The following is a 23,590-nucleotide window of genomic DNA, read 5'->3' as shown; positions in this document are numbered from 1 at the left end:
TGAGGTCCTCACAGTTTTTCAGCAAAGGTGCGGGTGATGAGACGCCAGGCCGCTTGTTCCATGAACGAGTCATGGTCCAGCTGGTCTTTGGGGGTTGCTTTCAGGTCTTCGGCTGAGACCACCAATACTTCCACCTGGGCAGGTCCCCAGCTGGTAATTGGTGCCAACCCATAGCCATCCTTCAGGATGTTGTAGAGGAATTCCTCCTTGCCTACCGGGTACTCGATGCGGATGAAGCTTGGGTGCAAACTCTCGTAGTAGCCCAGGATGTACTCCAGAAGCTCATTGGCAGTCAGTTTGCTGAACGGGCAAGCCAGTGCTTTACCTTCAAATTGCAGAACCGACTTTGTCGCCGCAGCGAGTTGGGTCATAGGGCCTCCGCAGACACAGTCACCCGAATCGGATCAACTGTCCCGAAGTCATACCGAACGACCTCACCACTCTCGCCGGCAAACCGAATATTCAAGCGATCCAACCGGATCAGTGGATTGGTGCTGCTGTTCAGGTCAGCCTGCGGTACGTACATCCGATCCACCCCGAGGCAGAAGCTGATCGTGTTGTCCGAGATCTGAGGGCTTGCAGCACGGATGAAGAATCCTTCGGGGTAATGGAAAAGTTCGCCTGTTTTCACCAGCCCATTTGTGTCGACACCCAGCAGCCAAGACCGCTCCTTCTGAAAGTCTTTCATGACTACCTGATGCCCATTGTTCGAAGGCAGAACGAAGTCCAGGTCCTGACCGTGGCTCGAATCCGAGCCGCTATGGAGATTCACTTTCAGCCGGAAGCCAGTCATTTGCTTCAGCCCGGTCGGTTGATACGGCTCCCCATCCCGCCAAAATTTGGGGCACTGATCCGAAGGACCATCAGTACGCTCGACAACCTGGACAGTCCCGGAGTGAGCCTTCGATTCGTAACTGTAGGAGGTCTCTTGCAACTCCTTGTTAGCGCAACCCGACAAGGCTACGGCCAGAGCAGCGAGAGGAACGAGCGTGATGATTCGCATAGTGGTCCTTTTCGAGTGCCAGGGCGGAATTGCCCGCTCCTGGATTGTTGGTTTCCGAAACCAGAACGATTTTAACGATCCAGCATATGGATTCACGCCAAAACGCGGGCTTGAAATCCAGGCTTGCTGATTGGCTTGAATGCGGCTGACGGGCTGTCAGAGTCGGAGTTTTCCGTAGAGGAGGGGACATGAGCACTCCGCAAGAAATGGCCTGGCTCACGACGATTTCTGTGCCCACGGTGCAAGCTGGAGAGAAGTATGTGCGCCTTACAGGACTACCCGATAACCGTAGGAAGGACGCTTGGAAGACGATCACGAGTAACCATCCTGGGTTAGCGGATCTCCTTCGGTCACCTGAGCTAAAGGAAGTCGTCGCGTTCTTCGACGCAGACATTTACGTCGATGCGGAGGTGGTGCCTGCTTTGCCGGCGGAGCCACTCAAAGGGCGAAAGCAGGCCGTACCCTAAAACGGTCTTGCCAACTCATCCTTGAGCGCGTTGAAGCGAGCTCGACGTTCTTCAGGGGTCAGTGAAGCCTCCTCCCCATCTTCATTGGGTATGAGATTTCCTATATCGAGCTGAGCTGTAGGCGCGGGAACGTCAGGGAGTGACACCTCTGGAGGACTCTCCCCGAATTGCTTCATCAGCAATTGTATCGCGGCATGTAAGTCCTTCTGTCCTTCGAGACTTTGGCAACCTGCGAGTTGATGACAGAGGTTGTCGATGGATTGCCTGATTTCATCTGGCGATGGCATCTCACTCTGCAGCCATTGCTGAGCTTGACCTAGAGCGTTCATTGGGGCGACACCTGGCTGGGCCGGGCAAGCATTGCTCGGATGTTCTGAATTGCCTTGGCTTTCTCCTCCATGGTCAAAGGTGGAGTTGGTTGAACGTCAGGACAAAGCGGGGACAGATCTATCACCGAGGCCGTCGTCACGGCCGCTTTGTCGGTTTGGGCACCCTGGTGCTCTTCCGGTGCTTGGTACAGATCGAACATTTCACCGCCAGCGTCCACGTACCCTTCAATCAGTGCCTCGAGAGCTGTTCGACCGTCCTGCGGGTCGATCGACTTATCCTTCTGGGTTTTCTTGACCAGCCTCAAATGAGCGTCCTGGATTTCCTCGAGAGTTCGTGGAGCAGAAAGCCAGGTCTTTGCCCGGCTGGTGAGGGAGTTCTGGCTGTTGTTGGGCATGTGGTTCACCTCCTGAATTGGTAGGTGGATTCCCTCATGATGCTGCTTGTGCCAGAACCCTCAAGACAAAGGAAATATAAGGAAAAAGGAAGAATATAGGAGAGACTCGTAAATCCCTTTAGAAACAAGGGGTTGAGCGAAGAATCGTGAGGCAAACCTGCCTAGAATCATGAGCCAATCCTCACTATGTTTGGTCGGCCTCAAGAGAATCGTGGACCAAACCTTCACTGTATAGAATCGAATCGTGGAGCAGACCTGACTATGCCATCCCGAAACGTGGAGGAAACCTGAGTAGCCGAGCGGCTTTATCGACCCTAGCCCTGTAGATAAGTACCCCATAAAACCCCTGAGTGGAGCAAACCTCAGTACAACCGTGGAGTGAACCTGACTACTGGATAAACCGGTTAGGACGGATTATCCCGGTTGAGCGGATCAGGAATCGATCGCTGGAGCAGTGGGGATCGTGGAGTAAACCTCAGTATCTTTCGGTGGGCCCCCACGCTGGGAAATTTATCCGGTTGGTTACTGCATACGTGATGCTGCCGAGAAAGAAGGGGAATCGTGGGCGAAACCTGAGTAGTAGGAGCCTTCATTAGCGCAGGGTATCGAGCTACATACCCGGTACTGGACCGTGGGGTAAGCCTCGGCGCCGCCGGCGGAAGGGGTAAAGGGCATGACTCAAATCGTGGACGAAGGCTGAGTGTATGCCGGAGGCTGACCGGGACCTGAATCATGGACGGAAGCTTCGTGCGCACCGTTGGCCGGGCCGCGGGCCCAGATCCAGATCATGGGCGAAGCCTCGGTGCTGGCGGCGGCCGAGATACAGGTCATGGTCCAGATCGTGGACGAAGCCGCGGTGTACGCCGGGGGCTGGTTGCGGGCCGGGGCCAGAATCATGGACGGAGCCTTCGTGTGCGACGTTGGCCTGGCGCGGGTCCAGGCCAATATCGTGGGGTGAACCTCAGTGTGTCCCGGGGCTGGCCCGTAAGGCTGACCAAACATCAATCGTGGACTAAACCTCAGTGCTCGATGAGTCCGGAAGTGATGGTGGATCAAAACCAGGAGTGGGAGAAAGGAGGAATCATGTTCCAAACCTCAATAGGGATGCACTAAGGTTTGGCTACCAACTAACGTGGCCAGTCATTCGACCTGGCTCAGAACCCATCGACCAGTCGGTAATGTGTTTGAGACCGGCAAGCGTCGAACCTGGAGCCATAACAACCGGTCTGACTGACCCTATCCCAATGTTGACGAGGTGAAGTACCGAGCCCAATCGCTCGAGCAATTTGCGTATGCCTCGGGTACCGATCCTGCGTCGTGAGCTTCTCCAGTCCGTCTCTGATAATGCGCGATCATTGCACATGCTCAGGATTGCATATCGGGCCTGCTCCAAGACCATCTTGGCCTCAGGGACCTCTAGGCACATTTCATACACCGCAACCCGACAAGCAGTGTCGAGGCAAAGCCATCCCGCTTCATTGAACAGCCGCTCTGAGGTACAAGTCGGATGAGTAGGAGACATTTCCTTATGGCTCCATTCCCCTTCCATGGAATTGAACTGTGGTGTTGCGTAGAGGGCGGACGGCCATTCACTGTCCACGCGGCCATATACGTAGCCTGGTCCGGTGTACTGGACAACTGTGTAGTAGTCCTGAATACGCTCGATCAGTAGGGCTGTCGCCCTACGGACATGGTCTGCAGTGACCTCGTCCACCAATCCAAACTGAGCGCGAATCTTCTTGCGGTTTAAAGGTGCTAGTGCCCCACATTCACGAGCACTAGCAATTGTTTGTGCGGGGGATGGCGCGGCCGACATCTACTTACCTCCTGAGCGATAGGCAGATTGTCTAAGAGAAGAATTGGTGCCAGAAGGTCGTTCCCAGGGGAAGAAACGTGGACTAAACCTGAGTAGTGGAAGGTCCAGCGGAGGTGCCGGCAGGTGAGCTGCCGGCAGACGACAGGTCAACGCGCCCGCTTTGCCATCAACTGGATTTCTCGACGAGCTTCCGCTTGGTGCCCTTTGATGATAGTGGAAACAAACTCATTAGTAGGCCAGAGTTTGTAGGTATAGTCTTTTGCTCCTTTCCCTTTTGATTTGGCAATTTTGGTGTGTTCGTAACGCTGGATAGCCTTCTCTTTAACTAACTGCTCCAACGCAATGTTCATTGCGCGAAAGTCTTCCGGCATGCGGTTTGAAAGTCCTCGGGCAGTGTTAGATAAGAAATCTACCAGTGAAAAAGTATACGGATGGCTTGGAGATGCGTTTCGCCATTTGAAGGAAAGCATCCTGTATAGGACACGAGCAATGCCATTCGTAAGCCCCATGGATGTTGTGTATTGATAAAGCCGGTAATCACCATTTGCGATGCTTCTTGAAATAAGCGGGTGAAGAACAGCTTTGCAAAGCACTGAACTCTCAGGGTCGTCATCCGGAGAGGGCTGCACGTATGCGGAGCTTCTTTTATTTCTACTACGAATAGCTAGGAAAGGAAGGTAGGTCGATTTAATGTCAATCACCTCGCCATCCGCCGTCCGAGTCTGGATAGTAAGAGGAGCTTCGCTGAGGATTTCTAAGGCTTCCCGGAGCTCTGCGTACGTATAAGTATGCTTCTGCGACTGAAGCTCTTTCTGTAGTTCATAAAGAGTAAATTGAACAGAGCACTCAGCCTCGTTAAATTTGGCATTGCCTTGAGTTGAAAATTTGCGAAGTGCCTCTTCAACGAACTCCTCACGAGCGCCGGGGAAAACACCAACATCTTCTACTTGCTTAGATAGCTTGCCATCCACCTTGAGCCGTTTCTGCATTGGAACGGCTTTAAGAATTACACGAAACGGCTCCCCGTTAATCGTACCTTCCTTAACAATAGTCATTTCGGCGACTGAACGTACAGTCTTCCCAGACCATGCGAACCGTGGAAGCGCATCGTAAATGCTCACCAGATTTCCCAGATCGTTATCATCAAGAGTGATCTGGTATGCCGAGAACAAGGGCAGGGTTGATGATGCCGCAGGCTCCTGGATTCTTTTTCCAGTAGCTTTGCTTCTGATGCTATTCAAACGGGCTACGACTCCCGTTTCTTTCCTCGAGAGGGATTGCGAATTACAATCGAGGCCTGTGAGCAAGTCGTTCTGTGATTCGATTACATCCATAGCGGCATGCCATTTACTACAACAGGAAGGGGTACAAAATGGTTTCGAAAGTCCAGCAGGTTGCAGCGATTGAAGCTCAGATCCAGGATCTTCAAAAGCAACGAGAAGAGATCATCAACAGCCCTGGATACCAATCCGAGGCCGAGTTCAACGGCAAGCTGAATGAGCTCCTTGGCTCCTACGGAAAAGGCTTGAAGGACGTCATCGCCATTCTTGATCCAGACCGGCGAGCGCCAGAGAAAGTCGATCGCAAAGGTGCTCGTCGTGCTCGCACGCTGAAGCGCTTCAAGAATCCTCACACCGGGGAAGTGGTTGAAACCAAAGGTGGTAACCACAAAACCCTGAAGGAGTGGAAGGAGAAGTGGGGCGCCGATACTGTCAAGGGCTGGGCACAGTAAGCTGCCAGTGACCGAGGGGCCAATTGAGGCCCCTTTTTCATTTCCCTTCACGGCGTTGCTCGATCGATCAGCGTCAGCACCCTGAAGGTGCAATCTGATACGCCTTCCGGTGCACTTAATGCGAGATCAACCGCTTTTTTGAACTCGACAGCATGGGAGCGCTGTGTGTCCAGCATGCGCGAGATGTCGATGTACTGATCCGCCGTTATCTCGTCCTTAGGAGAGCAAATGTGATAGCCCCCTTCGATGGTGACGTCCGACAGCCTTTTCGCCGCCGTGGAGATGTCGAACTTGGCGGGGGCCTTCAGAAAATCCTCCTGAATTGAAGCCTTCACGATCTCATCGCTCGACTCTGTGGAGGTGGTTACCGGCAACGCGCCTGGCGTTGTGTGGCTGTACTGAATCGCACCAATCGTAGCCGCGATAGAGGCTGCGAAACTCACGATGAGTATCAGTCGTTTGTGGGGGATTACCTGCTTCACATGCTGATCCGGCAAATGATGACTGGCCGAGATTAACCAGTGGGCGGATGATTCCAAGTCAAAACGCAGTCCTGAAATCCGCCCCCCCTCTTTGCTGGTACCAGGACTATTCAGTCGTTAAGGTGAGTCATGGATCAACCACCAAAGAAGGTGCCCTATGCTCATCCTGACCCGTACCGTCGGCGAGACCATCAACATCGGTGATGACATCACTGTAACCGTGGTGGCTAACAATCAAGGTCACATTCGCTTGGGGATCAATGCCCCGAAAGATGTGCCAGTCCATCGCGAAGAGATCTATCAGCGTATCCAGGAAGAAAATGTTGCTCGGTAATCTGATGCGTTCTTCTCTCATCATCTGGGCAGCTCTGGTGTCTGGGTGCGCCGCGGGTTGGATTCAGAGCCCGAGCTCAACCACACGTAACCTGGTCGAGGACCTCAAATTAGAGGGGTTCGTCTGCAAGGCGAAGTGGTCAGCGATAGAGTGCCGCCAGGAAACGCCATACGTGAAGAAGGCCCCCAAGATATGCACATCGGAAAAAGGGTGTGTAGAGCAGCCGGGTGAGCTGATTACCAACGTCTACTTGATCGAACAAGACGCCTATGGCATCCCAGCCGTAAGGCAGTGGGTGGAATCTGAGCCCTCACCAAATTGAAGAAATACGACAAAAAAGCCCGGCTCACTGCCGGGCTTTTTCCATCATGCAAGACGCCAAATCAGCGATACGGGTATCTGAGGAGAGGTGTTCCTCGTGCCACCGGCCATGCTCATCACATACGGCCCGAATGATCGAGAGCCTAAGCGGCGCACCCTCCGGCTGCATCGTGATTGTGAGTGCTCGGGGGCCAACCATCTGATCAGTATCAGGGGCCAGGCGAAAGCTGATTCGCAACGAATCTGCTGTGTCCCCGGCAAGGATGGTTCCGCGGTAATACCGACCCAGTTGCTTTGACAGGATGTTGAATAGCGGTACCGCGACTGTCGTTTTCCAGTCAGCTGCAGCACGATGCTCTCGATCAAGGTTGTCCCTTCGATGACGAGCAAGGCTTAGCCGGGTTTCCAGCCGACCACCTGAACGACGGGTGGATGATTCCAACCGTCGAATCTGGGTGTCGAGCTGAAGTGCATGTGACTGACGGCGCTCAACGCTATCGTTATAGCGATGAAGGAGTGCAGAGACTTTCAATTTCCCCTCGCAGCCGCGCGGATAGGAGGCGCGACAGTAAATGTGCGGACCCGTCAAAATGATCAAGTACGCATCGATTTTAAGTTGCTATTTGTCGGCAGTATTCACCGCCTTGTTGATGTAGGCGGTCAGCCCTGGCAGGTCCTCCGACATTGCATACACATCACGGTTAAGCCCCTTCATGTTGAACCGACCGTAGACTTTGCCGCCGGCGGGCATTTTGAGTGGGTTGGTCAGTGTGGCCATAGCCGTCACCTTGACCTTCTGTGGTTCCTTTTCCAGAACACATTCGCCAGCTTTCTCCAGGGCCGTGGCGGAGGCTTGGAAGTAGGACTGGAACGCATTCTGTCCGCCACCCTTCATCGCAAGCGTGCTCCCTTCGTAAAGCAGGAAAAGCGACTCCGGAGATTTGCAGAGAATAGCCTCTACACGCAGTTCCGAAGAAACCGGGTTCTTGAACTCAAGCAGATCCGCCGCGCCGGCTGCCATGGGACTAAGAGTCAAAAGTGCGGCAAAGGCCGCGCGCATGTTCATAGGAAATCGAATCCGCTGGTGGGTAGAAATGGGACGATGCAACCGCTGTGGCAGCGGTAGACGGTTGGGGAATAGCCAAGCTGCTTCGCTTGCTCAGCAGCTGAAAATGGACTGTTGGTATGCTCCAGCTCCAGGAGTTCTACTGAGTTTTCGGTTTGATGCCAGAGCTTGAAGTAGACCGAGCCACGCTGATCGTCCTTCGTGCTGCTATCCATCAGCATGACGAGGGCACACCGAGGGAAGCGCTCGATGGGAGCTGACATAGCGTAGGCAGCTGAGAAGTTCTGGACTGTCTCGATCCACGGGTAGGTGACCTCGCCGAAAGCGATATCGATCAGATCCTGTGCCGTGCAGTCCCAAGGCAAGTAGAAGTAGGTGATCTCACAGTCGTCGTGCGGCGTGGCGGACGGTTTGCATGCCATGAATTTGGCACCCACCATCACAGGAAAAACCGGCATGTCGGTGACACCCCTTGCCAGAGGTTTGAACCAAATAATCGAGGATTGATTACCACGCTCAAGCCTCAGTTCGAGCATGTCCGGTTCTGCCTCTTTCCACTCGGTGACATCGATACCGGTGAAATTGAATAAGACCTTCAGTCCTTGAACCACCTGGTTCCAGGCGATGATTTCCGTGCGACCTTTGGAAATGATCTCAAGCGCAGGCCGAGCGCACAGGTTTCTGGTGACGTCTTGAGTCATGGACTCTTAATCCTCATCGTTGGTAAGGGCCCGCTTTGCCACTAGAGCAGAGACCGGGTCCTTGGTAGCGCTTTCGATGTCAGCCAGTGCCTTACGCAGATCCCTGATGCGAGACTCGTCGAGGTCAGAACGCTGATCACCTGCTGCGGTATGGGCAGCTAGCAGAAGGTCCAGTACCTGCTCCATCGCTAGGGTGTCAGGTAGCTCGTCGGTACCGAGATGGTTCATTGCGAACTGCTTGGGGCTGAACATTCAGTGCTCCTGGAAAAATGCCCATCGATCGATGGGCATTCTAGGTTAGACGCCTTGCGGAACCTCGATACCGCCTAGTGCCTCGAAGAGTGCTGGTAGGAACTCGGCGAAAGTCAGCATCATCAAGGTGAAGCTGGCATCAAATTGGGCTAAGGCATCCTCGCCGCCGTCTTGTTCTGCTTGATCCTGCAGGAGATCTTCAAACCGGAGACGCTTGATAGCCATCTTGTCGTCAAGGATGAAAGACAGCTTATCCGACCAGGCCAGCGCCAGCTGGGTGACCAACTTTCCCGCGGACAGGTGAAGTTGGATTTCCTCGCTGGTCAAATCCTGAGCTTTGCATTTGACCGAGCCACCGTCTTCATGGGTATCTCGAAGCTCGCAGTCACTCAGGACATGGAAGTCACCGGCTGCCTTCTGAGTTTTAACCCAGTCAGTGAGGGTAGCGCTTGGGGCGACCTTGACGCTGACCGGGCGCACCGGGAGGGACCCGAGGACCTCGCGGAGTGTGGAAAGGAGGTCCTCCGCCTTTTTTGCGCTGGAGGTATCAACCAGGATCAGCCCCAGACTTGGAGCAATTGCCGCGAACGTGGTGGAGCGGCGCACAAACGCGCGTGGCAAGAAAGCCTGGATGATGTCGTCCTTCAGCTGATCACGTTCCTTCTTGTAGACCTTCCGGCACTGCGCAGTCTCGATTTCCTCGACCTTCTCTTTGACCGCATCGTTTACCACGCTGCCGGGAAGGATGCGTTCTTCCTTCTTCGCCGCTACCAGGAAAAAGCCCTGACTCGCGTGCACGAGCGGCGCATCAGGCCCTTTTCCCAGAGGGGCGGTAAAGCCGTAGGTAGTGAGTTCCTGATTCTCACAGGGGCGAGCAGGCTTGCCTTTCAATGCCTGTTCGAGAACCTCCGCGGTGAGTTGCAGGTCCTGGGTAAGGGAGTACGCAAGCAGATGCTTAAACCACATGGGGTTGCCTCATTATCAGGGGAGGCAGCCAGAGTAACGATGGCACTGATCAGTTCAACTCAACCAACGTGGCTGGAATTCTCATCAGTGCCGCCACGTAGCCATCGACAGGCTAAATTTTGGCCGCGTCGAGTTTCGCTTCTGCAAGGGAGGGGTGCCGATCGACTCTTCCTGATAAATGCTTCAGGACCCAATGAGGTCGGTTAAGCCCGCCGCCATTTTCCTTGAGAGCAGCCTTGTCGACGTAGTAGATGGTGGCTACACACGGGCCATCCTTTGTCACGTGGTAGCTTTTCTTTCCATTGATCACTCGATCAGTCATGAAAGTGATGCGAGCCATGTGAACTCCCGGTCAGGTAAGAAGGGTCAAGTCAGCGAGTACACCATTTGCGGCTTGCGGGCCGATGGCCTGTGACAGCCACTGCACCCGCTCGAATACCGTACGGTTGCAGATAGTGGCTCCGGTCTGACCGACCAGGCCCAGGATCACATCAGTCAAAAGGCTATCGATGTCGACATAATCATTTCGTGTCGCCAACTGAGCTTTCTGATACTCATCAATGGTGGCCTGGCTCCAGATCAACGACAGAGGTCGATTGTCCTCGAGCATTACCCAAAGAGAGACCTCGCGAATCATCGCTTTGCCGAAACTGCTTACTGCATGATTCGTGGCCATCTCGAGCTCACCGAGAATGTCCAGCGCAGCGTCGGGGCCCCGATGGGTCAGCACCCAACTGATCTGGCTCAACACCCCCTCATTGAGGGAGCTAGTTACCGACCGCTCGAGCTGGGTATGGATCGTCTCGTCCAGCCGGTCGGCATCGACCTGCAGACCAAAGAAGGACGGATCACTGCCGTGCTCAGCGCAGCTGAGCAAGGTCTCAGCGACACCCAGTTCCCGGGTACTGACTTCGTTGACCTTGATGGAAAAGTCAGCCAGAAATTGCATCAAGGCATGGTGAATCAGGTCACCAGGCACCTTTTGGTCCCCCAGGACGTCAACCGTAAACGTCGAACTGGTGGTTTTTGCCAGTGTCATCTCGGTGTCCTTCAGTGCACGGTGATGGTGGTGGAGGTGGAGGTAAGTTCGTTGTTGATTTGGATTGCTTCGAAGCGCATGCCGAACTTGGCCTCTGGGTCTTCGATCGCCTGGACCAGGTAGCCAGTCATGTGTGTCCGCGCGAAGTCCATCATGGCCACTGCAATATCGGTGCTGGCGTATTGAACGGTTGGGCCATTTGGGGTGCTGAGGGTGATCATGCTCTTGAATTCCTATTCGCTGTACCGCTGGCGGAGTGCCTTTGGGTTGTGCTCATTTTGTCGCGATGCGGGCGTGCCAGAAGGGGGCCTGTAACTGCAGCGAAAGGCCGATGAGCGCAATCGGTAACCAGGTGGGAGGAGTTTTGCTCTCCCAGGTTCGGACCGTTCGGACGTGAACACCTAGGTGACATGCCAGCTCGGCCTGCTCGAGGTTCAAGTAACCGCGGGCTGAAATGAGGTCCTCGGCAGTGAGCGCCGACACTGCGCTGCGAAGCACCAGGGTTGTAGGAATCCCCAGGCAGGCCAGGTGTAGCCAGTTGGGTTGGTTCCCTTTCTCCCAGTCGATTACGGTGGTTCGATGAACCCCCAGAATCTCGGCTACCTGTTGCTGGCTCAGCCGAAACGCCTCACGGAGTGCAGCCAGGTCTATAGGCGTTACTAACGGGCGACTCGGAGTGCTCATGCTGCAGCCCTCAAGCTCTGGCCAGGGAACTTGCGTAGGTACTCAACCAGGTCTGAAGGTCTTGCAGCATCATTCAGCGGCATGAACCAAACCCGCCGTACTCGTATTGCTGGATCGAATAGACCATCCGGCCCGGGAGGCATATCAGCAGAGGGTGGGGCTACCCTGAGCATCACCTTCAGGGTTGGAGATCCCTTGCATTCAAATATTCCGATTGAGAGCCCAACGTCTGGAATGTAAGCGCCGGAACGTGGCTCGTAGTAGTTCTGGACTACAGCCAACCCATCTTGAAAAGCCGAATGGAGACGGAATCCGAAATCAAGGAGTTGACCTGCAACCTCCTCGGCCGCGATCGCGACCAGACCGGCGGTTACTCCGCCATACTTCAGATCTGGGTGACCACTCCCCAAGAGATGCTGGATCACCTGGTGATTGACAGTGGATGTGGTCATTTCGATACCTCGAAGTTCTTGAGGATCGACTCCACAGCTCGAATGACTGCTTTGCTGATCAGTCGAGCGTCTCCGCCAGCGATACGGCCCTCTCGCTGGATGCGCTTGATCCTTTTGGCGACGAATGCCTGCTGTGCTTCCTCATCGTCGGCCTTCAGTCCTGGTGTTCTCGGCAGATCCATAAGCTTGAACGACCAGGTCGAATCAAGCTTTCGTCCTTCGAAGATCGAGATCTGGAAGGTTGAGCCATCCAACACCACCTGGGCCTTGAAGGTATCGTCCGCGGCAACCCTTGCCGATGTCAGATGCAGCTTCTTCTGCTCCAAGTAGGATGCGAGCCGGCCCGTGAGTACGTCTTTCACATACTCCGGGGCGCGTTCCGGCAGCCGGGAAATTGGGGCATAGCGGAAACCCGGCCGACGGAGACCTTGTCGTCCATCCTCGCTTTCATAGAGTTCAGTGTGTCCGGTACGGATTGCGAAATCGATCAGACTTCGCCAGGTCGTGATCCCCTGGGAGAGCACGCGGTCGTCAACCACCATGTCACCAAGTTCTGCGCCGGCGCTGCGTTTACTTGGCGCTTGGACCTGGTCGTCCTCTTCAGCGCGAACCAGCGCTGGAGATCTGCTGTTGATGGAAACGTGAGTAGGTAGCTGAAAGCTGAAATCCAGGGCCATCTGTGGGGCCCGGACAATAGAGCGTGTGTTTTTCATGCTGGTGCACTCCTCTGAAGATGGCTCCATTGGAAGTGCAGGTTTCGAGTGGCAGAAGCGGCGTGCCTCAAAAATCTACGAATTCTTGGTACGCCGCCCAGGGAGTGTCATTCGATCAGAGGTGGATTTCGGAGTGGACGGTTGTGATCCGACCACGCGAACGCATATACGGCAGCCAGACACGCACAATGCCAAGCAGGTTCGTCAAGACGAAGCAAAGGTTGAGTAGGAGAATCCCGTAAGCGCCTACGATTAGGCCGTAGCTGCACAAGGCCAGGCTTGAGATCAAAAACAACCACCATCCCCAAGGGGATAAGCGAACGTTACTAGCGATCAACGCCGCCCCGGTGATTCCGCAAATCGTACCCACCCACTCGAAGATTTCGTTCATGGCTTCATGCTTGTCTGCAGTTGATTGACTCGCGGGGCTGAGATCCATAGGAGCCAGCTTGAGTGTCCCGCTCCCGAGTTGTAGGAGCAGGATGTGGTCCTAAGAGGTGTGCCAGAACCTGTTAGTTGGAGGCTGGAACTGGCACAGTTTTGAGCTCTTCGAGGCGCTTCAGGATGGCGATTGCCTCATCAGAGGTAGCGGGATTGGCATATGCGGACATGAAGCTGTCGAGCAAGGAGCGCAGCATCCCGCCGGTGCCCTCATTACGAATTACGGACATGAGGCAAAACTGCTCCAAAGGGACCGAGTCGACATTACTGAGGAAGTCTTCACCGACGGTGTTCCCGACGTCATTCATCAGGATGCGGAGGATGTGATCAGGACCCTCCACATTGCCTTCACTGTCGCCGGGAACATCCACGAATGATAGGAAGCGGCCTGAGGTGTGGCCGTGAGGGGTGTTGCGTAGCGCATTCAGATGCTGATCGATGCGCTCATTGAGGGTCGAGCCTCTGTTGGTCATGGTGTATCTCTCATTCACGATACGCCAAGGCTATCAGCCGAAATGCTGCGGTAGTAGCGAAAGCAGTGGGGCGCGCAGATGCGAAGCCCAACTACAACCAAAGACGCATTGGATCGATTTCAACGGCCCGAACTGGCAAGGCCTTGAGCTGGTCAAGTCGTTGTTGCCTTGCTGCTTGATCCTCAGCAGTCATTTCGGACTTGAGTTGCATTTTTTCTGCTGGGGCGTCCGTAGCGGTACCCACGAGCACGTAACCGCGTGCAAGCCTTTTTTTGCAAGCTGCCTCGAATGCCTCAAGAGCCGCGAAGTAGGAGCTCTGGGACTTCACAACCCGTTGAGTTCCGGCTGTCCCAGTACGGCCATAATGCGAGAGGACCACCCAACCACCCGAGGTGGAATTGAGCATCAAGGTGTAGAACTTATTGGAGCTACCTTGCTGACAAAGGTAGTTGTGGGTTTGATTCAGGCTCATGCGGGCTCCCGTTGCATGGGAGTGATGATCCTTCGTTCAGTGAGGTGCCAGAAGCTCGGCTTGGAATGGAGACTCCCGGCTGAGTATCCCCAGGAGGGCCCTGGTGCACTCAGCCGGAGATGGAGGGGAATTACACCGCTGGGGCCAGATCCGGAGCCGGGTGGCCTTTACGGTGGGCGCGGTGGAGATGAGTGGCCCAGGCGACCAGGAGCGCGAAAAGGGTGAACGCCATCCAAAGACTGCCGATGCAGAACCATGCGATCGGATTGAGGGTGGTGCCCTCACCGAACATGAGCGTGGTGGTGAGAGCGCAGGCCACGACAAACAGGGTCATGGCCATGAATGCAACGCGGAGGAAAGACTCGGTGATCATGTGGTAGCTCCTTCGCTAAACCGACATTACTGATTTGGGCTTTCGCCGGGCCAACCTGTCCGGCATGAGCAGAGGTATAACCAGGGTGAGTCTTGTTTCAAGGTGCAGCCTGAAAATACGAACCCCGCCGAAGCGGGGTCACTGTGACTATGGAGTTAGCCGGTCCACGTCGAGTATCGCGTTCAACTGCCCTTGCAGCTGTTTCAAAGCGCCCTCGATGTCACCTTGCTGCAGATTATGGAGTGCACACGATGCCGCAACATGAAGATCCACGTATGCATGCATGAGCGTGTTGTTAGTGGGGTAGGAGGACGCCGGGCCAGGCAGGGAGACCTCGATGTGCTGTGTGTCCTGCTCACTCCAGATGGCCTCACTCTTCAGGCAGGTATCTCCACCTTCAGTCACCAGGACCAACTGGTTGTTGATCTGCAGGAGCTCTTGGCCATTCCAGTTCACTAGGGTTTCGCTACCGTCCTCAAGAGTAATGGTGTCGCCTGTCTTGTGGATTTCACGGGGAACCCAAGCTGGGATCACTTCAAAAGTGCCGGCCAGACGATCACCCGAGATCGGGTGGTAGGGATATAAACGCGAGTTGCTCGACATTCTGTTTTGGCTCCTTATTGATGAACAATGGAGCCATTCTTGAATGCGTTAGGGGGTGCCACCAGCTGAGTGGTGTCAAACCTCAGGTTCAAATTGCGGGCAGTGTTTCCTTACCGCGGAGAGTAGATCGTCCTGGGTAAACGGTTTGGTGATGTAGTCTGTTGCGCCGTGTTTTTTGCCCAAGGCGATGTCAAACAGGCCATCCTTCGACGAAAGCATCACCACAGGAACTGACTTGAAACTGTCCCGGCTACGAATCAGTTGGCAGGTCTGGTAACCGTTGAGCCGCGGCATGAGGACGTCGATGAAAATGAGGTCTGGTTTAAAGTCCAGAGCTCGGCCGAGACATTCGAACCCGTCGACAACGCAAAGCACCTCGCATCCTGCCTTAGCGAGCATGACTTCGCCCGTTTTTCGGATAGTTCGGGAGTCATCGACAAGCATGACTCGCAAGGGGGATAGATTACTCATAGGGGTCCTCGGGATTACGTGCCATCAATGGCAAGACCGACGAATGTTCGCCGGTCTGTTGCTGATAATCCAGTGAAGTCAGTTTGCTACTTTTCACCGCATCAGAAACGCCGTATTTCCGGATCGAATTCCTGAGCAAGACGCATGGCGTCACTCATCGATTTGAAGCCCGATTGCCGCGAGCCATCGGAAAGACGTACTTCCCACTGCAGGGCCTGATTACCGGCTTTGGAAGGCGCGGTATGGCTCCAGATCCGCGCTCCTGTCTCGTGCTGATAGATGCCTGGCCGGCTTCGGTACCACCCTTGAACGGCCTTGCTCACGCCTCGCCTCCGGATTTCAGCGGGTTTCCAGTGGCAGCATGCATTAGCACCTTTCGCTTTGCCCCGCGCACCAAGCGGTAAATCTCCACTTGGCCTGCAGATATCGCATCTCGCAGGTCTTGCTCATCATGGGGCGTGGCTTCAACTGTCGAGATCGTGTCGACAACCTTGTGCATCTTTCCGTCGGACAGAATTGTGAACGTCGGGCCGGGACAGATCCTTGCGAAGGTACTGGAACTGGGACTCTGGCCAGCCTGGTGCTTCCAGCCATAGAGCACACCTTCTACGGTGTCCGAAAGTTGGGGGGTGTGATTGCGATTCATCAAATAGCCTCGTCAGCCAGGAAATTTCGGGGCTATTTGAACGTTCCGAGAGCTGTGCCAGAACCACTTGGAAAGCAGACCAGCATTTCGAGTTGAATCAGTAACTTTCTTCGATAAAGTCGGGGGTGTCCGTAGCAAAGTGCCTTCAGAATGACTCCTCTCACTCAGATCAAGATCGAACGTGGCCTGTTCAAGGCCCCCGCAACCCTCACCGAGGTGGATCGAAACGCTCTTGCCGTCATCCAGAACCTAGGTGGTGAGATCACGGACGCCGGTATGTTAGGCACGCTGGTTTCGACCAAAGTCGCTTCAGCAAGAAATCAAAGGTTGCTGGGGGGCCGATTAATCAAGCGATTGGAGGGGATGGGGCTGCTGGAGCGCCGGCGGAGTGACGAAAGTGTCTCCCGGTTCGCACTTACAGAATCCGGAGCCGAGCAGGCACGGGCTTCGAAGCTCCCGATCACTGCACGAATTCTGGCGTGACTGGGGGGCGCCTTTGCATAAGGTGCCCCAGTCGGAGAGCCCCTCTACTGGTTCGAAGAGCTCAGGACATTCGCGATAACTGCCAGGCCCAGTGCAGTGAGCTTGACGTCGAAACAACGATCATCAGAGTCGAGCCGGTCCGGCATCTCAGCGACGATGCCCTTCTTCATGCAGGAGAGCGCAACGCGATGCTCTTCTCGATCGCACTCCACTGATTCCGTTTCAGTCAGGTCGTTATCAAAGGACCGCACGAACCGCAGCTGAGGCTCAGTGAGCTTTCCCGCAATTTTGTCAGCGCGAAGCCCGATCAGGTGCGTATGGACCTGGTCTGCAGGGATTTCCAGTTTCGCCCAGGCGGCAAAAGAGGTACGGGTGCTGTTGCTCTCCTGTCCGATGTCGGTGGAGGACTTGGCGTTCAGGCAGCGAAAGCGCAGGCAGTCTTCATCTTCGACGCCGGCGTAGAGCTTGTATTGAGGCCCCTCATCAAGCACTTCCCGCAGTCCAACCTTGCCATCGCTGTAGAACCGACCTTTTCCGATTTCTGACTTTTTCATCAGCAGATCCTTGTTTGAGTGGATGTGTTGCAGTCGAGACTGCTCGTGGAACAGGGTCATCATCCGCCCATCTGTTCTGTGCCAGCAGCCGGGATGATTAGCCCTGGTCGACAGCTTCGTTCGTTTCCTGGATGCACTGATCCAGCTTGCCCGGGCTTTTTCGCTCCGAAAGGGTCTTCACTCCGGCCAGCGCGGATAGCTCAGCTGCTGCCTCTGCGTGTCCATGATTTGCAGCTACGGCATACCAGCAATACGCCTCGAACTGGCCATCAATTGAAGGGTATTTCCCCAGGCTTAGCCCCAGGGCAAACCGATACATCGCCTCTATGTCGCCGTTGTACGCCTTCTGCTTGAGAGACTCCGCTCGTACATCCGCGGGGTCTCCCTCCGTACGAGGCTGCACCACCAGGGAAGCTGACGCGCCGAGCGTGCGCGGTACGCTGAGGCCAGAATTCAACATGCTGAGAGCTCTAGCCGATTCAGAGTCTCCGGCGGCTGCGGCTTGACTCAAGAGATCTTTTGCTCGGGATGGATCGTTGAGGTTGGGTTGGTAAGTGTTATTGAGCAGCAAGGCGAATTCCCGTTTGGCCCTGACGCTGGTCTCTGCAGCTTTCTCCATCAGAGCGGTCCCATATGGGATGTCCTTGGTTACCCCTTTCCCAAGTAGATAGTCCCAGGCCAGCACCCGGGTAGACTCGACATGGCCAAGTCCGGATGCAGTGGTTAGATAAGCCACTGCGAGCTCAGGGTTAGCTGGCACTCCTTCTCCGTTCTGGTAGACCTTGGCCAGCCGGTACAGGGCATCCATGTTCCCCCTGAAGGCGCTTTGCTCCAGCAGTTCGATCATTGCCGTCGTGTCACCGGTGGTAGCTACCTTTTCCGCCTCGGCCAGCGCCTCACGGCCGGAGTCGGGTGCCGGTGTTACTGCAACTGGAACGTTCGGCGTAGAGGAAATCGGGGTCGGAACTGCACCAGCAGGGTAGACCTGAACGTCGGGTTCGATGTCAGCCGTCTGCCTGATCTGAGCGACGGGCAAATCGGCAGGGACTTGCCGCGGTGATGCTTTGAGGATGCGACCAGGTTCCGCGGCGGGTGCTTGGAGTGGTTCTCGCGCAAGAGGCTCGTCGAAGGGGTTTCCCTCCCGTGTGACTTGGGAGGTACAGCCAGATGCGATGAGCGTTAACAGGAAGGTGGTGGGGATGCTCAAGCGTCTCATGCAGAAGGGCTCCTAACCATAGGCTGGCAAGGATTACAGAATCAGCAGAGAGGCCCAACCGAAAGCCAGGCCCGCATTTTCGGGCCCGGCTCTAAACCATAACGGGAAGTATCTGAAGCTCGGTGGACGTTAAGCGTTGAGCAATTCGAGGTCAGCCTCGGTGTGCGGGGTTCCACTGAAGTTCAGTCGGCGATACAGCTCCTTCAGGACCTTCTCGTCATCGGTGTAGTCCATCTCGATGCAGGGGAAGATCAGGTTGTTGAAGCGGCGGCGCTTGTCAGCCAGGCTCAAGTCCTGGAAGAAGATCCCCCCGAAGATGCTGATCTCCCCGTGAAAGAAGCGGGCGATCGCAGTGATTCGCTGTTGACCATCAATCAACCACCCAGACATGGGCTTGTCATGGCCCTGGTCGTCATAGTCGCGCCCATTGATAACGTAGTACCCGGTACCAAGGCCCAAGAAAATCCCCTCAATAAATTGGACCTGTTGGTCGAGGTTCCAGCTGGGCGGACGCTGCCACGGCGGAAGCACCAGGTTCAAAAGCTGACGCTCCTGATCAACGTTAGTGCGGGCCGGGGTCCCCTCCCACAGTGCGCTTATAGAATACGAGCGCTGGTTCCCAGCAAGGATTGGAGCAGGTAGGGAGAGAGAGGACATGGCGATCTCCAGTTGTTGAGCGACCAGGAAAAAGTGGATGCGCACATAATCTGGCAGGTAGGGGTGTGCCAGAAGCCCATGCGAGGAACTGTTGTAGATCGTCAGGTCCAGGCCTTAAGCGTCTCGGCCGGAACCTCGGAGCGGAGAGTCAAGATACATTGCTGGTAGGCCACATCGTAAAGAATGACCGCCTCGCCGATTTTCAGCGCCCTCATCACTCGTTCGATCTTCACGGCCTCAGGAGTGTCGTCACCCCCATCAGTCCCGTCCCTACTCACGAAATCGGCCATGAGGTTGTGAAGCGTTTCAGGCTGTAGCTGGTCGTAGGGTATGAGCATGGGATCACCTCTGAATTGCCTTGAAGGGTGAGGTGATCCTCTGCTGTTGAACGGTGTGCCAGAACCTGCAGTGTTATCAGTCCCTACTCTGGCAGTGCTGCACAAAACTTCTGATCAGATCCCGTTCGGACCTGGCGTCAATCAGGAAGCCGTAGAATGAGTCAGAGCCTGCGGGGTGAAAGCCAAATCCAAGTTGTTCAGCGGACTGCATATCCCAAATCATGCTGGAGTCAGGGGTGAAGGTCGCCGTCAGATAATCACCACTGATCTTGGGAGCGGATTGCAGATGAGGGATGGGGAGAAACTGGCTGTTCACCCTCAGGGTGTAATTCCGCGCATTCCGCAAAATCTCTTGGTTGTTGGTGCCTGCATCGTATAGAGCGGAAATCTTGACGCCGTTGTGACTCGCGCAGGTGACGATCAGCTTGCCGGTACCGTTCCAGGTTTCCTGTTCCCCCTTGAGGTACACAGTTCCTTGCTTGCCTTCGATCCCCCACTGGGGCGATAGAATCCCGTTGTTCACCAATGACAGGCCAGAGGCTTCAGAAATTGGTAAAAGCTGCATCTTGCCGCCACCGACCTGGGCCATCTTTTCGAACAGCAAAGGGCTGACCCCCATACGGATCAGGTAGCTGGTGATGGCAGCGCTGACTACCTGCCCGACATCCAGGTCTGACGTCGAGGTGGTCCGGCGATAAAACCTGTGGATGCCAATACGGGCGTTCTGGTCTGCAAACCGGAAGTGGCCTCCACTGAATGTAAGGACGCAAGCGCTGTAGCAGATCCCGGGCAGAGGCTTGCCATAGTTACCACTGCTTTTTCCGATCGAAGTGTTGATGCCTCTGCGCCGGATCGCTTCACCCAGCTCCATTCCTGCGACCAGGTCCCCACCTGCAGAGTCCAGGTAGAGCATCGGCACCTTCCTGCCTATCTGGTCGAGGGCGGCCAGCATCTCCTGTTTGGTCGAGGTGGTTATTTCGCCTGAAAGGTACAGTTCTGCGGGCGCGGCGGTTCCATCAGGATATGTGCTTTGGAGCACTTTGATCGATGCGCCAGCGGTAGCAGGACTGAACATCAGACCGAGACTAAAGGCTGCGCCAAGAGCCTTCCCGGCCAAGTTTCTGATCTTCATCTGGCGCACTACAGGTCGAACCGTTTGAAGGTCAGCTTTCCTGCCGGAGTGTCTTGGGTGAGGTCTCCATTCTCCAGGATTTCGAAGCGAACGATGCGGTTGCCTTCTTGATCGAGGGCGGTAATTGATCCAGATTCTCTGCTCCAGCTGGACACCTTTACGTCCTGACCATCGGCGCTGATATTCCCTTCTTGGATCACCGCAATACCAACCGTCCTGGCCTGGCCTCCTTCGGATTCCATCGTTGCCTTGTAGGCACCGACAATTGAGTTGTCGCAGCCGGCGATCAGTGTGAGGGACATCACCAAGGCTATTCGTATAAGAGATTGCATGGAGGGCATCTTTGCTTTCCGAGAATAGGGTTTCTACAAAAAGCTAACGGGTTCCCCCGGCCATTCCAGTGAAAATGTATCCCGGAAATTCAGGGCCTACATTTCTGACGCGATCGTGCGGGTAGCGGCTTCGGAATGTCCTGTAGGCCTGCTTTCACCATCCTGCGGTACTGGTCACGTCGGGGAGGGGGAGCAAGGGGTATTTGCTCCGGGGGCGGAATTCCCTCGCGCTGGGCCAGACGAAGCACCGTTTCCTCGTAAGCATCTTGGTAGTTTCGAACGCCAATGCTGACCCTGATTTTAGGGGCGCCGTCGGCGGTTTGATTGGTTGCCCAGTGCGCGCGATAGGGTGGTGACTGGGAAACGATCAAGGAAATACTTGCGATTGGTTTGGAAGAACACGCGGCGCTATGGCTGCCTGGATCGATGCCTAGCTTCTTCTCTGTCAAATCACGCCAATCCATAGCTGCGCGTAGAGCTTCGCTGAGGGAGACCTCGGGGGTGATCTTGAAGGTCTGGTAATAGTCTCGACGATGCTCCTTCGTGCCTTGCTGGATCGTTGGCCTATATCCAACAATCTCGCCGTCCTGGTTCTTCAGAATCACGATCCGACGCATCTGGAACCGTTTGTCATCTCGCCAGCGGCGTTGTCGCATAAGGCGAGGGGCGGTCAGGCGGAGGGTATCAGCGGACGTAGAAGGTATAGGGGCAGGGGAGGCAGAGAGGGGCACTGGCAATGTTCCTTATCCATTGGCCCCACCCATATTGGGTAGGGCCATCCGAAGTTCGATATGTTCGCAAACATCGAGGGGGATTCAATGCCATTTGTCGGTCCGGAATTTCGGACACTGAGGCTCACCAAAGGAACGATGGCGGGCAAGCATTCTCCTTAAAGTGGAGCGAGATGCCGAGGCTACACGTCTATCTCAATGGTTTGCGCCTGGATAACGCCAATCAGTTGGTGAAGGCGATTAGCCAGGTCACGACGCGCATCAGAAGTGACAATTCGACCATCGCCGTATAGGCCCTGCATGATGGATTGAAGGCAGCGGAGCTGCTCACCTTCGAGAAAGAACCCCTTCATGCTTTCAAAGCTCGGTGGAAAGAGGTCTCGCCAGTGAGTGATCTGCTCGGTCACATCCCAAGCTGACGAGCAGGTGGTTTTCCATCGGCCGGAGCACTCATCTTCATCTGGGGGATACCACCTGACGACTGCCTGGGTTCCATCCTTGAATAGCCCCTGAAGTGCTTCAGATCGGGTCGTGTAGTGATCGGTGTTTGTGGCCGCTGGCGCGATGAGTACGCTGATCCAAGGCATGCTGCCTCTCCCGTGTATTAGGCCCGGCGTTTTGTCGTCGGAGATAGTTGTTCGAGGGCGTTCAGCAATCGCTGCGCATCATTCGTGCGGATCTGAACCACCTCTGCGCCACCGGCAATGCCGGCGCGGAGTTGGCTCGGTACTTTCGCTTTGAGCAGCGTACGGACTACTGCTTTTGCCGCGGCGACAGGGCGATCCTTGCGGGGCTTCCTCTGTCTGTCTTCCTCCTGAGCCGCTTCCTGAATCACAGCCATAACGTCCTGGCCTGTGGCCTCAGCAACACGCATTGCCTTGTGTGCTGAGGCAATGGACGCTTTTCGGTTGGCCACCATTTCCACCAGCCCAGTCGGTGCTTTGGAAAACTCAAGTAAGGTTTTCACATGCCGCAATGATCGGCCTGCGATCGCTGCGATCTCGATGTCCATACAACCAGCCTGGCTAAGGTTCATATACACCTGCGCAGCCAGGTGCGGGCGAAGGCCCGCAAGAGCTATCCGGAACGCCTGCACTACTGCTGCAGGAATCGACTCGCCGGAGGTCAGAGAGGTCTTGACCTCTTCATATGGCAGATCTTTCACGCCTCACCCTCCCGCGAAATGATATCGACCTTCGTGCCGGCGCAATCGACTACGTAGGTGTAGTCCTCACTGGTATCGGCGGAGGTGTCAAAAGTGCCCTTGAAGTCCTCGTCGCCGTAGCTACGAGAGCGCGGAACGAGCACCGGGTAGTAGTCGGTGGAATGACGGGTATCGCGGACACCGATCATCAGTCGCTGATCCAGGGTGATGAGCTTCTGCCTTTCCTCGTTGACCTTCACGAGCACGGCCTTCAGGTCGGCGGGCAGAATCTCCAGGTCGAACTGTTGGAGAGCTTCCAGTTGATCGAATAGGGCTTGGAGCTGGTTGGTATGGAACATGGGATTCTCCTTCTGGGAACGTGGAGTAATCCTCACGCCTGCGGGGCTGTGCCAGAACCCCCTTATGGAATGACACAAGGTGTTCTTTTTTCTGGAATTCAGGTCGTTAACTTCCTTAAGGCGAACTGTAATCGCGAAGGAGAGATCAGACTTTGAAGTGGACCTTGGTAGTTGTCACCTTTCTACAAGGTGGTTATGGCACTCCAGCAGGAGTGCAGTACCCCATCGTTTCCGTTACCCCGTACCAAAGCCAGGCCGAATGCGTAACGGTCCTCAACGCCATCATGGATATGTCGGGCTATCAATCTCGGGCGAAGTGCGTCCCGCCGCCGGCAAAGATTCCGGCGAAAGAGGCGGCCGTTAAGTAGATCGGAGTGCGAAAGGGGCCGCCCTTTGGGCGGTCCCTACATTTT

The 23,590-nt window shown here is 55.3% G+C and carries 38 protein-coding genes; 5 read left to right on the top strand and 33 right to left on the bottom strand.

Going from position 1 to position 23,590, the window contains the following annotated elements:
- Window positions 1-8: 8 nt before the first annotated feature.
- Together RN02_RS00805 and RN02_RS00800 are read right to left on the bottom strand one after the other, a co-directional pair.
- Window positions 9-371, bottom strand: a complete 363-nt coding sequence (locus tag RN02_RS00805) for a hypothetical protein (protein ID WP_010792619.1) — start codon at window positions 369-371, stop codon at window positions 9-11.
- On the bottom strand, window positions 368-1,003 hold the full coding sequence (locus RN02_RS00800) for a hypothetical protein (protein WP_010792620.1): 636 nt from the start codon (window positions 1,001-1,003) through the stop codon (window positions 368-370). Before RN02_RS00800 ends, RN02_RS00805 begins: the two co-directional genes overlap by 4 nt.
- Before the next feature lie 188 nt (window positions 1,004-1,191).
- Here RN02_RS00800 and RN02_RS00795 point away from each other — a divergent pair, with 188 nt between their 5' ends.
- Entirely contained in the window at window positions 1,192-1,470 is a 279-nt protein-coding gene (locus RN02_RS00795; protein WP_010792621.1) for a hypothetical protein, read from the top strand.
- Here the strand turns inward: RN02_RS00795 and RN02_RS31905 are convergent.
- Window positions 1,467-1,799 carry a hypothetical protein gene (locus tag RN02_RS31905; protein ID WP_021018441.1) on the bottom strand — a complete coding sequence of 111 codons (333 nt, stop codon included), beginning with the start codon at window positions 1,797-1,799 and terminating at the stop codon, window positions 1,467-1,469. The two genes, RN02_RS00795 and RN02_RS31905, sit on opposite strands and share 4 nt — an antisense overlap.
- Window positions 1,796-2,194, bottom strand: coding sequence for a hypothetical protein (locus tag RN02_RS00790; RefSeq protein WP_019484869.1), 399 nt, complete (start codon window positions 2,192-2,194; stop codon window positions 1,796-1,798). The genes RN02_RS31905 and RN02_RS00790 overlap by 4 nt, the downstream gene beginning before the upstream one ends.
- A gap of 787 nt (window positions 2,195-2,981) precedes the next feature.
- Here RN02_RS00790 and RN02_RS33655 point away from each other — a divergent pair.
- Window positions 2,982-3,152, top strand: a complete 171-nt coding sequence (locus tag RN02_RS33655; RefSeq protein WP_153274580.1) for a hypothetical protein — start codon at window positions 2,982-2,984, stop codon at window positions 3,150-3,152.
- A 1,004-nt stretch (window positions 3,153-4,156) separates the two neighbouring features.
- On the opposite strand, the gene RN02_RS31895 is transcribed toward RN02_RS33655, so the two are convergent.
- Complete coding sequence (locus RN02_RS31895) at window positions 4,157-5,251, bottom strand: replication protein (RefSeq protein ID WP_155362354.1); 1,095 nt, start codon at window positions 5,249-5,251, stop codon at window positions 4,157-4,159.
- A gap of 131 nt (window positions 5,252-5,382) precedes the next feature.
- Between RN02_RS31895 and RN02_RS00780 the strand changes: the two genes are divergently transcribed.
- Entirely contained in the window at window positions 5,383-5,742 is a 360-nt protein-coding gene (locus RN02_RS00780) for a histone-like nucleoid-structuring protein, MvaT/MvaU family (protein ID WP_010792626.1), read from the top strand.
- Between the two features lie 47 nt (window positions 5,743-5,789).
- Here RN02_RS00780 and RN02_RS00775 read toward each other — a convergent pair whose 3' ends face one another.
- Window positions 5,790-6,224, bottom strand: a complete 435-nt coding sequence (locus RN02_RS00775) for a hypothetical protein (protein ID WP_010792689.1) — start codon at window positions 6,222-6,224, stop codon at window positions 5,790-5,792.
- 157 nt (window positions 6,225-6,381) lie between these two features.
- Here RN02_RS00775 and csrA point away from each other — a divergent pair, with 157 nt between their 5' ends.
- Window positions 6,382-6,558, top strand: a complete 177-nt coding sequence (gene csrA, locus RN02_RS31890; protein ID WP_010792690.1) for a carbon storage regulator CsrA — start codon at window positions 6,382-6,384, stop codon at window positions 6,556-6,558.
- A gap of 940 nt (window positions 6,559-7,498) precedes the next feature.
- Here the strand turns inward: csrA and RN02_RS00765 are convergent.
- From RN02_RS00765 to RN02_RS31865, 17 genes are all read right to left on the bottom strand, one after another.
- The gene (locus tag RN02_RS00765; protein ID WP_010792692.1) at window positions 7,499-7,945 is read right to left on the bottom strand and encodes a hypothetical protein; all 447 of its coding nucleotides are present in this window, start codon (window positions 7,943-7,945) and stop codon (window positions 7,499-7,501) included.
- Window positions 7,942-8,646 (bottom strand): hypothetical protein, encoded by a 705-nt coding sequence (locus RN02_RS00760; RefSeq protein WP_010792693.1) that lies wholly within the window; start codon window positions 8,644-8,646, stop codon window positions 7,942-7,944. Before RN02_RS00760 ends, RN02_RS00765 begins: the two co-directional genes overlap by 4 nt.
- Window positions 8,647-8,652: 6 nt before the next feature.
- Window positions 8,653-8,898: a hypothetical protein gene (locus RN02_RS00755; protein WP_010792694.1), complete on the bottom strand. Its 246-nt coding sequence runs from the start codon at window positions 8,896-8,898 to the stop codon at window positions 8,653-8,655.
- 45 nt (window positions 8,899-8,943) lie between these two features.
- The gene (rdgC, locus tag RN02_RS00750) at window positions 8,944-9,864 is read right to left on the bottom strand and encodes a recombination-associated protein RdgC (protein ID WP_010792695.1); all 921 of its coding nucleotides are present in this window, start codon (window positions 9,862-9,864) and stop codon (window positions 8,944-8,946) included.
- 112 nt (window positions 9,865-9,976) lie between these two features.
- Complete coding sequence (locus RN02_RS31880) at window positions 9,977-10,204, bottom strand: hypothetical protein (protein ID WP_010792696.1); 228 nt, start codon at window positions 10,202-10,204, stop codon at window positions 9,977-9,979.
- A 12-nt stretch (window positions 10,205-10,216) separates the two neighbouring features.
- Window positions 10,217-10,903, bottom strand: a complete 687-nt coding sequence (locus RN02_RS00745; RefSeq protein WP_043312585.1) for a hypothetical protein — start codon at window positions 10,901-10,903, stop codon at window positions 10,217-10,219.
- Between the two features lie 11 nt (window positions 10,904-10,914).
- Complete coding sequence (locus RN02_RS00740) at window positions 10,915-11,124, bottom strand: hypothetical protein (RefSeq protein ID WP_010792698.1); 210 nt, start codon at window positions 11,122-11,124, stop codon at window positions 10,915-10,917.
- A gap of 52 nt (window positions 11,125-11,176) precedes the next feature.
- The gene (locus RN02_RS34630; RefSeq protein ID WP_010792699.1) at window positions 11,177-11,587 is read right to left on the bottom strand and encodes a helix-turn-helix transcriptional regulator; all 411 of its coding nucleotides are present in this window, start codon (window positions 11,585-11,587) and stop codon (window positions 11,177-11,179) included.
- Entirely contained in the window at window positions 11,584-12,039 is a 456-nt protein-coding gene (locus RN02_RS31875; protein WP_019437999.1) for a hypothetical protein, read from the bottom strand. The genes RN02_RS34630 and RN02_RS31875 overlap by 4 nt, the downstream gene beginning before the upstream one ends.
- Window positions 12,036-12,752 (bottom strand): hypothetical protein, encoded by a 717-nt coding sequence (locus RN02_RS00730; protein ID WP_010792700.1) that lies wholly within the window; start codon window positions 12,750-12,752, stop codon window positions 12,036-12,038. The genes RN02_RS31875 and RN02_RS00730 overlap by 4 nt, the downstream gene beginning before the upstream one ends.
- A gap of 512 nt (window positions 12,753-13,264) precedes the next feature.
- Window positions 13,265-13,666: a hypothetical protein gene (locus RN02_RS00720; protein ID WP_010792702.1), complete on the bottom strand. Its 402-nt coding sequence runs from the start codon at window positions 13,664-13,666 to the stop codon at window positions 13,265-13,267.
- 91 nt (window positions 13,667-13,757) lie between these two features.
- Window positions 13,758-14,138, bottom strand: a complete 381-nt coding sequence (locus RN02_RS31870) for a WGR domain-containing protein (protein WP_019438002.1) — start codon at window positions 14,136-14,138, stop codon at window positions 13,758-13,760.
- Window positions 14,139-14,268: 130 nt separating this feature from the next.
- Window positions 14,269-14,511: a hypothetical protein gene (locus RN02_RS00715; RefSeq protein WP_010792703.1), complete on the bottom strand. Its 243-nt coding sequence runs from the start codon at window positions 14,509-14,511 to the stop codon at window positions 14,269-14,271.
- A gap of 147 nt (window positions 14,512-14,658) precedes the next feature.
- Window positions 14,659-15,114: a hypothetical protein gene (locus RN02_RS00710; protein ID WP_010792704.1), complete on the bottom strand. Its 456-nt coding sequence runs from the start codon at window positions 15,112-15,114 to the stop codon at window positions 14,659-14,661.
- Between the two features lie 75 nt (window positions 15,115-15,189).
- Entirely contained in the window at window positions 15,190-15,585 is a 396-nt protein-coding gene (locus RN02_RS00705) for a response regulator (RefSeq protein WP_010792705.1), read from the bottom strand.
- 101 nt (window positions 15,586-15,686) lie between these two features.
- Window positions 15,687-15,908, bottom strand: a complete 222-nt coding sequence (locus tag RN02_RS33000) for a hypothetical protein (protein ID WP_021018443.1) — start codon at window positions 15,906-15,908, stop codon at window positions 15,687-15,689.
- Window positions 15,905-16,231 (bottom strand): hypothetical protein, encoded by a 327-nt coding sequence (locus RN02_RS31865; RefSeq protein ID WP_010792706.1) that lies wholly within the window; start codon window positions 16,229-16,231, stop codon window positions 15,905-15,907. The genes RN02_RS33000 and RN02_RS31865 overlap by 4 nt, the downstream gene beginning before the upstream one ends.
- 150 nt (window positions 16,232-16,381) lie before the next feature.
- Here RN02_RS31865 and RN02_RS00700 point away from each other — a divergent pair, with 150 nt between their 5' ends.
- Complete coding sequence (locus tag RN02_RS00700; protein WP_019438004.1) at window positions 16,382-16,714, top strand: MarR family transcriptional regulator; 333 nt, start codon at window positions 16,382-16,384, stop codon at window positions 16,712-16,714.
- Window positions 16,715-16,758: 44 nt separating this feature from the next.
- Here the strand turns inward: RN02_RS00700 and RN02_RS00695 are convergent, their stop codons facing one another.
- The 10 genes from RN02_RS00695 to RN02_RS00655 all read right to left on the bottom strand — a co-directional run bounded on the left by RN02_RS00695 (window position 16,759) and on the right by RN02_RS00655 (window position 23,177).
- Window positions 16,759-17,331 carry a hypothetical protein gene (locus RN02_RS00695; RefSeq protein ID WP_019438005.1) on the bottom strand — a complete coding sequence of 191 codons (573 nt, stop codon included), beginning with the start codon at window positions 17,329-17,331 and terminating at the stop codon, window positions 16,759-16,761.
- Between the two features lie 34 nt (window positions 17,332-17,365).
- Entirely contained in the window at window positions 17,366-18,115 is a 750-nt protein-coding gene (locus RN02_RS00690) for a tetratricopeptide repeat protein (RefSeq protein WP_019484867.1), read from the bottom strand.
- A 498-nt stretch (window positions 18,116-18,613) separates the two neighbouring features.
- A complete protein-coding gene (locus RN02_RS00685; protein ID WP_228778172.1) occupies window positions 18,614-19,015 on the bottom strand; it encodes a DUF262 domain-containing protein in 402 nt (133 codons plus the stop codon).
- 227 nt (window positions 19,016-19,242) lie between these two features.
- Window positions 19,243-19,479 (bottom strand): YheU family protein, encoded by a 237-nt coding sequence (locus tag RN02_RS00680; protein ID WP_010792710.1) that lies wholly within the window; start codon window positions 19,477-19,479, stop codon window positions 19,243-19,245.
- A 76-nt stretch (window positions 19,480-19,555) separates the two neighbouring features.
- Window positions 19,556-20,611 (bottom strand): hypothetical protein, encoded by a 1,056-nt coding sequence (locus RN02_RS00675; RefSeq protein ID WP_168928563.1) that lies wholly within the window; start codon window positions 20,609-20,611, stop codon window positions 19,556-19,558.
- Between the two features lie 8 nt (window positions 20,612-20,619).
- A complete protein-coding gene (locus RN02_RS00670) occupies window positions 20,620-20,913 on the bottom strand; it encodes a hypothetical protein (RefSeq protein ID WP_177331035.1) in 294 nt (97 codons plus the stop codon).
- Window positions 20,914-21,032: 119 nt separating this feature from the next.
- Entirely contained in the window at window positions 21,033-21,548 is a 516-nt protein-coding gene (locus tag RN02_RS31860) for a hypothetical protein (RefSeq protein ID WP_171886844.1), read from the bottom strand.
- Window positions 21,549-21,856: 308 nt separating this feature from the next.
- A complete protein-coding gene (locus RN02_RS00665) occupies window positions 21,857-22,261 on the bottom strand; it encodes a hypothetical protein (protein WP_019484866.1) in 405 nt (134 codons plus the stop codon).
- A gap of 17 nt (window positions 22,262-22,278) precedes the next feature.
- Window positions 22,279-22,839, bottom strand: coding sequence for a hypothetical protein (locus RN02_RS31855; RefSeq protein WP_019438011.1), 561 nt, complete (start codon window positions 22,837-22,839; stop codon window positions 22,279-22,281).
- A complete protein-coding gene (locus RN02_RS00655) occupies window positions 22,836-23,177 on the bottom strand; it encodes a hypothetical protein (protein WP_010792715.1) in 342 nt (113 codons plus the stop codon). The genes RN02_RS31855 and RN02_RS00655 overlap by 4 nt, the downstream gene beginning before the upstream one ends.
- Window positions 23,178-23,590: the final 413 nt, after the last annotated feature.

The organism is Pseudomonas sp. PI1 (assembly GCF_000812405.1).
Classification (GTDB): Bacteria; Pseudomonadota; Gammaproteobacteria; order Pseudomonadales; family Pseudomonadaceae; genus Pseudomonas; species Pseudomonas citronellolis.
The sequence above is the reverse complement of the archived record's forward strand: the minus strand, read 5'-3'. Positions and strand labels throughout refer to the sequence as shown.

Coding starts and splice junctions, on each gene's coding strand:
- RN02_RS00805 (WP_010792619.1), bottom strand. CDS start 371: ATGACCCAACTCGCTGCGGCGACAAAGTCGGTTCTGCAATTTGAAGGT.
- RN02_RS00800 (WP_010792620.1), bottom strand. CDS start 1,003: ATGCGAATCATCACGCTCGTTCCTCTCGCTGCTCTGGCCGTAGCCTTG.
- RN02_RS00795 (WP_010792621.1), top strand. CDS start 1,192: ATGAGCACTCCGCAAGAAATGGCCTGGCTCACGACGATTTCTGTGCCC.
- RN02_RS31905 (WP_021018441.1), bottom strand. CDS start 1,799: ATGAACGCTCTAGGTCAAGCTCAGCAATGGCTGCAGAGTGAGATGCCA.
- RN02_RS00790 (WP_019484869.1), bottom strand. CDS start 2,194: ATGCCCAACAACAGCCAGAACTCCCTCACCAGCCGGGCAAAGACCTGG.
- RN02_RS33655 (WP_153274580.1), top strand. CDS start 2,982: ATGGGCGAAGCCTCGGTGCTGGCGGCGGCCGAGATACAGGTCATGGTC.
- RN02_RS00780 (WP_010792626.1), top strand. CDS start 5,383: ATGGTTTCGAAAGTCCAGCAGGTTGCAGCGATTGAAGCTCAGATCCAG.
- csrA (WP_010792690.1), top strand. CDS start 6,382: ATGCTCATCCTGACCCGTACCGTCGGCGAGACCATCAACATCGGTGAT.
- RN02_RS00765 (WP_010792692.1), bottom strand. CDS start 7,945: ATGAACATGCGCGCGGCCTTTGCCGCACTTTTGACTCTTAGTCCCATG.
- RN02_RS00760 (WP_010792693.1), bottom strand. CDS start 8,646: ATGACTCAAGACGTCACCAGAAACCTGTGCGCTCGGCCTGCGCTTGAG.
- RN02_RS00755 (WP_010792694.1), bottom strand. CDS start 8,898: ATGTTCAGCCCCAAGCAGTTCGCAATGAACCATCTCGGTACCGACGAG.
- rdgC (WP_010792695.1), bottom strand. CDS start 9,864: ATGTGGTTTAAGCATCTGCTTGCGTACTCCCTTACCCAGGACCTGCAA.
- RN02_RS31880 (WP_010792696.1), bottom strand. CDS start 10,204: ATGGCTCGCATCACTTTCATGACTGATCGAGTGATCAATGGAAAGAAA.
- RN02_RS00745 (WP_043312585.1), bottom strand. CDS start 10,903: ATGACACTGGCAAAAACCACCAGTTCGACGTTTACGGTTGACGTCCTG.
- RN02_RS00740 (WP_010792698.1), bottom strand. CDS start 11,124: ATGATCACCCTCAGCACCCCAAATGGCCCAACCGTTCAATACGCCAGC.
- RN02_RS34630 (WP_010792699.1), bottom strand. CDS start 11,587: ATGAGCACTCCGAGTCGCCCGTTAGTAACGCCTATAGACCTGGCTGCA.
- RN02_RS31875 (WP_019437999.1), bottom strand. CDS start 12,039: ATGACCACATCCACTGTCAATCACCAGGTGATCCAGCATCTCTTGGGG.
- RN02_RS00730 (WP_010792700.1), bottom strand. CDS start 12,752: ATGAAAAACACACGCTCTATTGTCCGGGCCCCACAGATGGCCCTGGAT.
- RN02_RS00720 (WP_010792702.1), bottom strand. CDS start 13,666: ATGACCAACAGAGGCTCGACCCTCAATGAGCGCATCGATCAGCATCTG.
- RN02_RS31870 (WP_019438002.1), bottom strand. CDS start 14,138: ATGAGCCTGAATCAAACCCACAACTACCTTTGTCAGCAAGGTAGCTCC.
- RN02_RS00715 (WP_010792703.1), bottom strand. CDS start 14,511: ATGATCACCGAGTCTTTCCTCCGCGTTGCATTCATGGCCATGACCCTG.
- RN02_RS00710 (WP_010792704.1), bottom strand. CDS start 15,114: ATGTCGAGCAACTCGCGTTTATATCCCTACCACCCGATCTCGGGTGAT.
- RN02_RS00705 (WP_010792705.1), bottom strand. CDS start 15,585: ATGAGTAATCTATCCCCCTTGCGAGTCATGCTTGTCGATGACTCCCGA.
- RN02_RS31865 (WP_010792706.1), bottom strand. CDS start 16,231: ATGAATCGCAATCACACCCCCCAACTTTCGGACACCGTAGAAGGTGTG.
- RN02_RS00700 (WP_019438004.1), top strand. CDS start 16,382: ATGACTCCTCTCACTCAGATCAAGATCGAACGTGGCCTGTTCAAGGCC.
- RN02_RS00695 (WP_019438005.1), bottom strand. CDS start 17,331: ATGATGACCCTGTTCCACGAGCAGTCTCGACTGCAACACATCCACTCA.
- RN02_RS00690 (WP_019484867.1), bottom strand. CDS start 18,115: ATGATCGAACTGCTGGAGCAAAGCGCCTTCAGGGGGAACATGGATGCC.
- RN02_RS00680 (WP_010792710.1), bottom strand. CDS start 19,479: ATGCTCATACCCTACGACCAGCTACAGCCTGAAACGCTTCACAACCTC.
- RN02_RS00675 (WP_168928563.1), bottom strand. CDS start 20,611: ATGAAGATCAGAAACTTGGCCGGGAAGGCTCTTGGCGCAGCCTTTAGT.
- RN02_RS00670 (WP_177331035.1), bottom strand. CDS start 20,913: ATGTCCCTCACACTGATCGCCGGCTGCGACAACTCAATTGTCGGTGCC.
- RN02_RS00665 (WP_019484866.1), bottom strand. CDS start 22,261: ATGCCTTGGATCAGCGTACTCATCGCGCCAGCGGCCACAAACACCGAT.
- RN02_RS00655 (WP_010792715.1), bottom strand. CDS start 23,177: ATGTTCCATACCAACCAGCTCCAAGCCCTATTCGATCAACTGGAAGCT.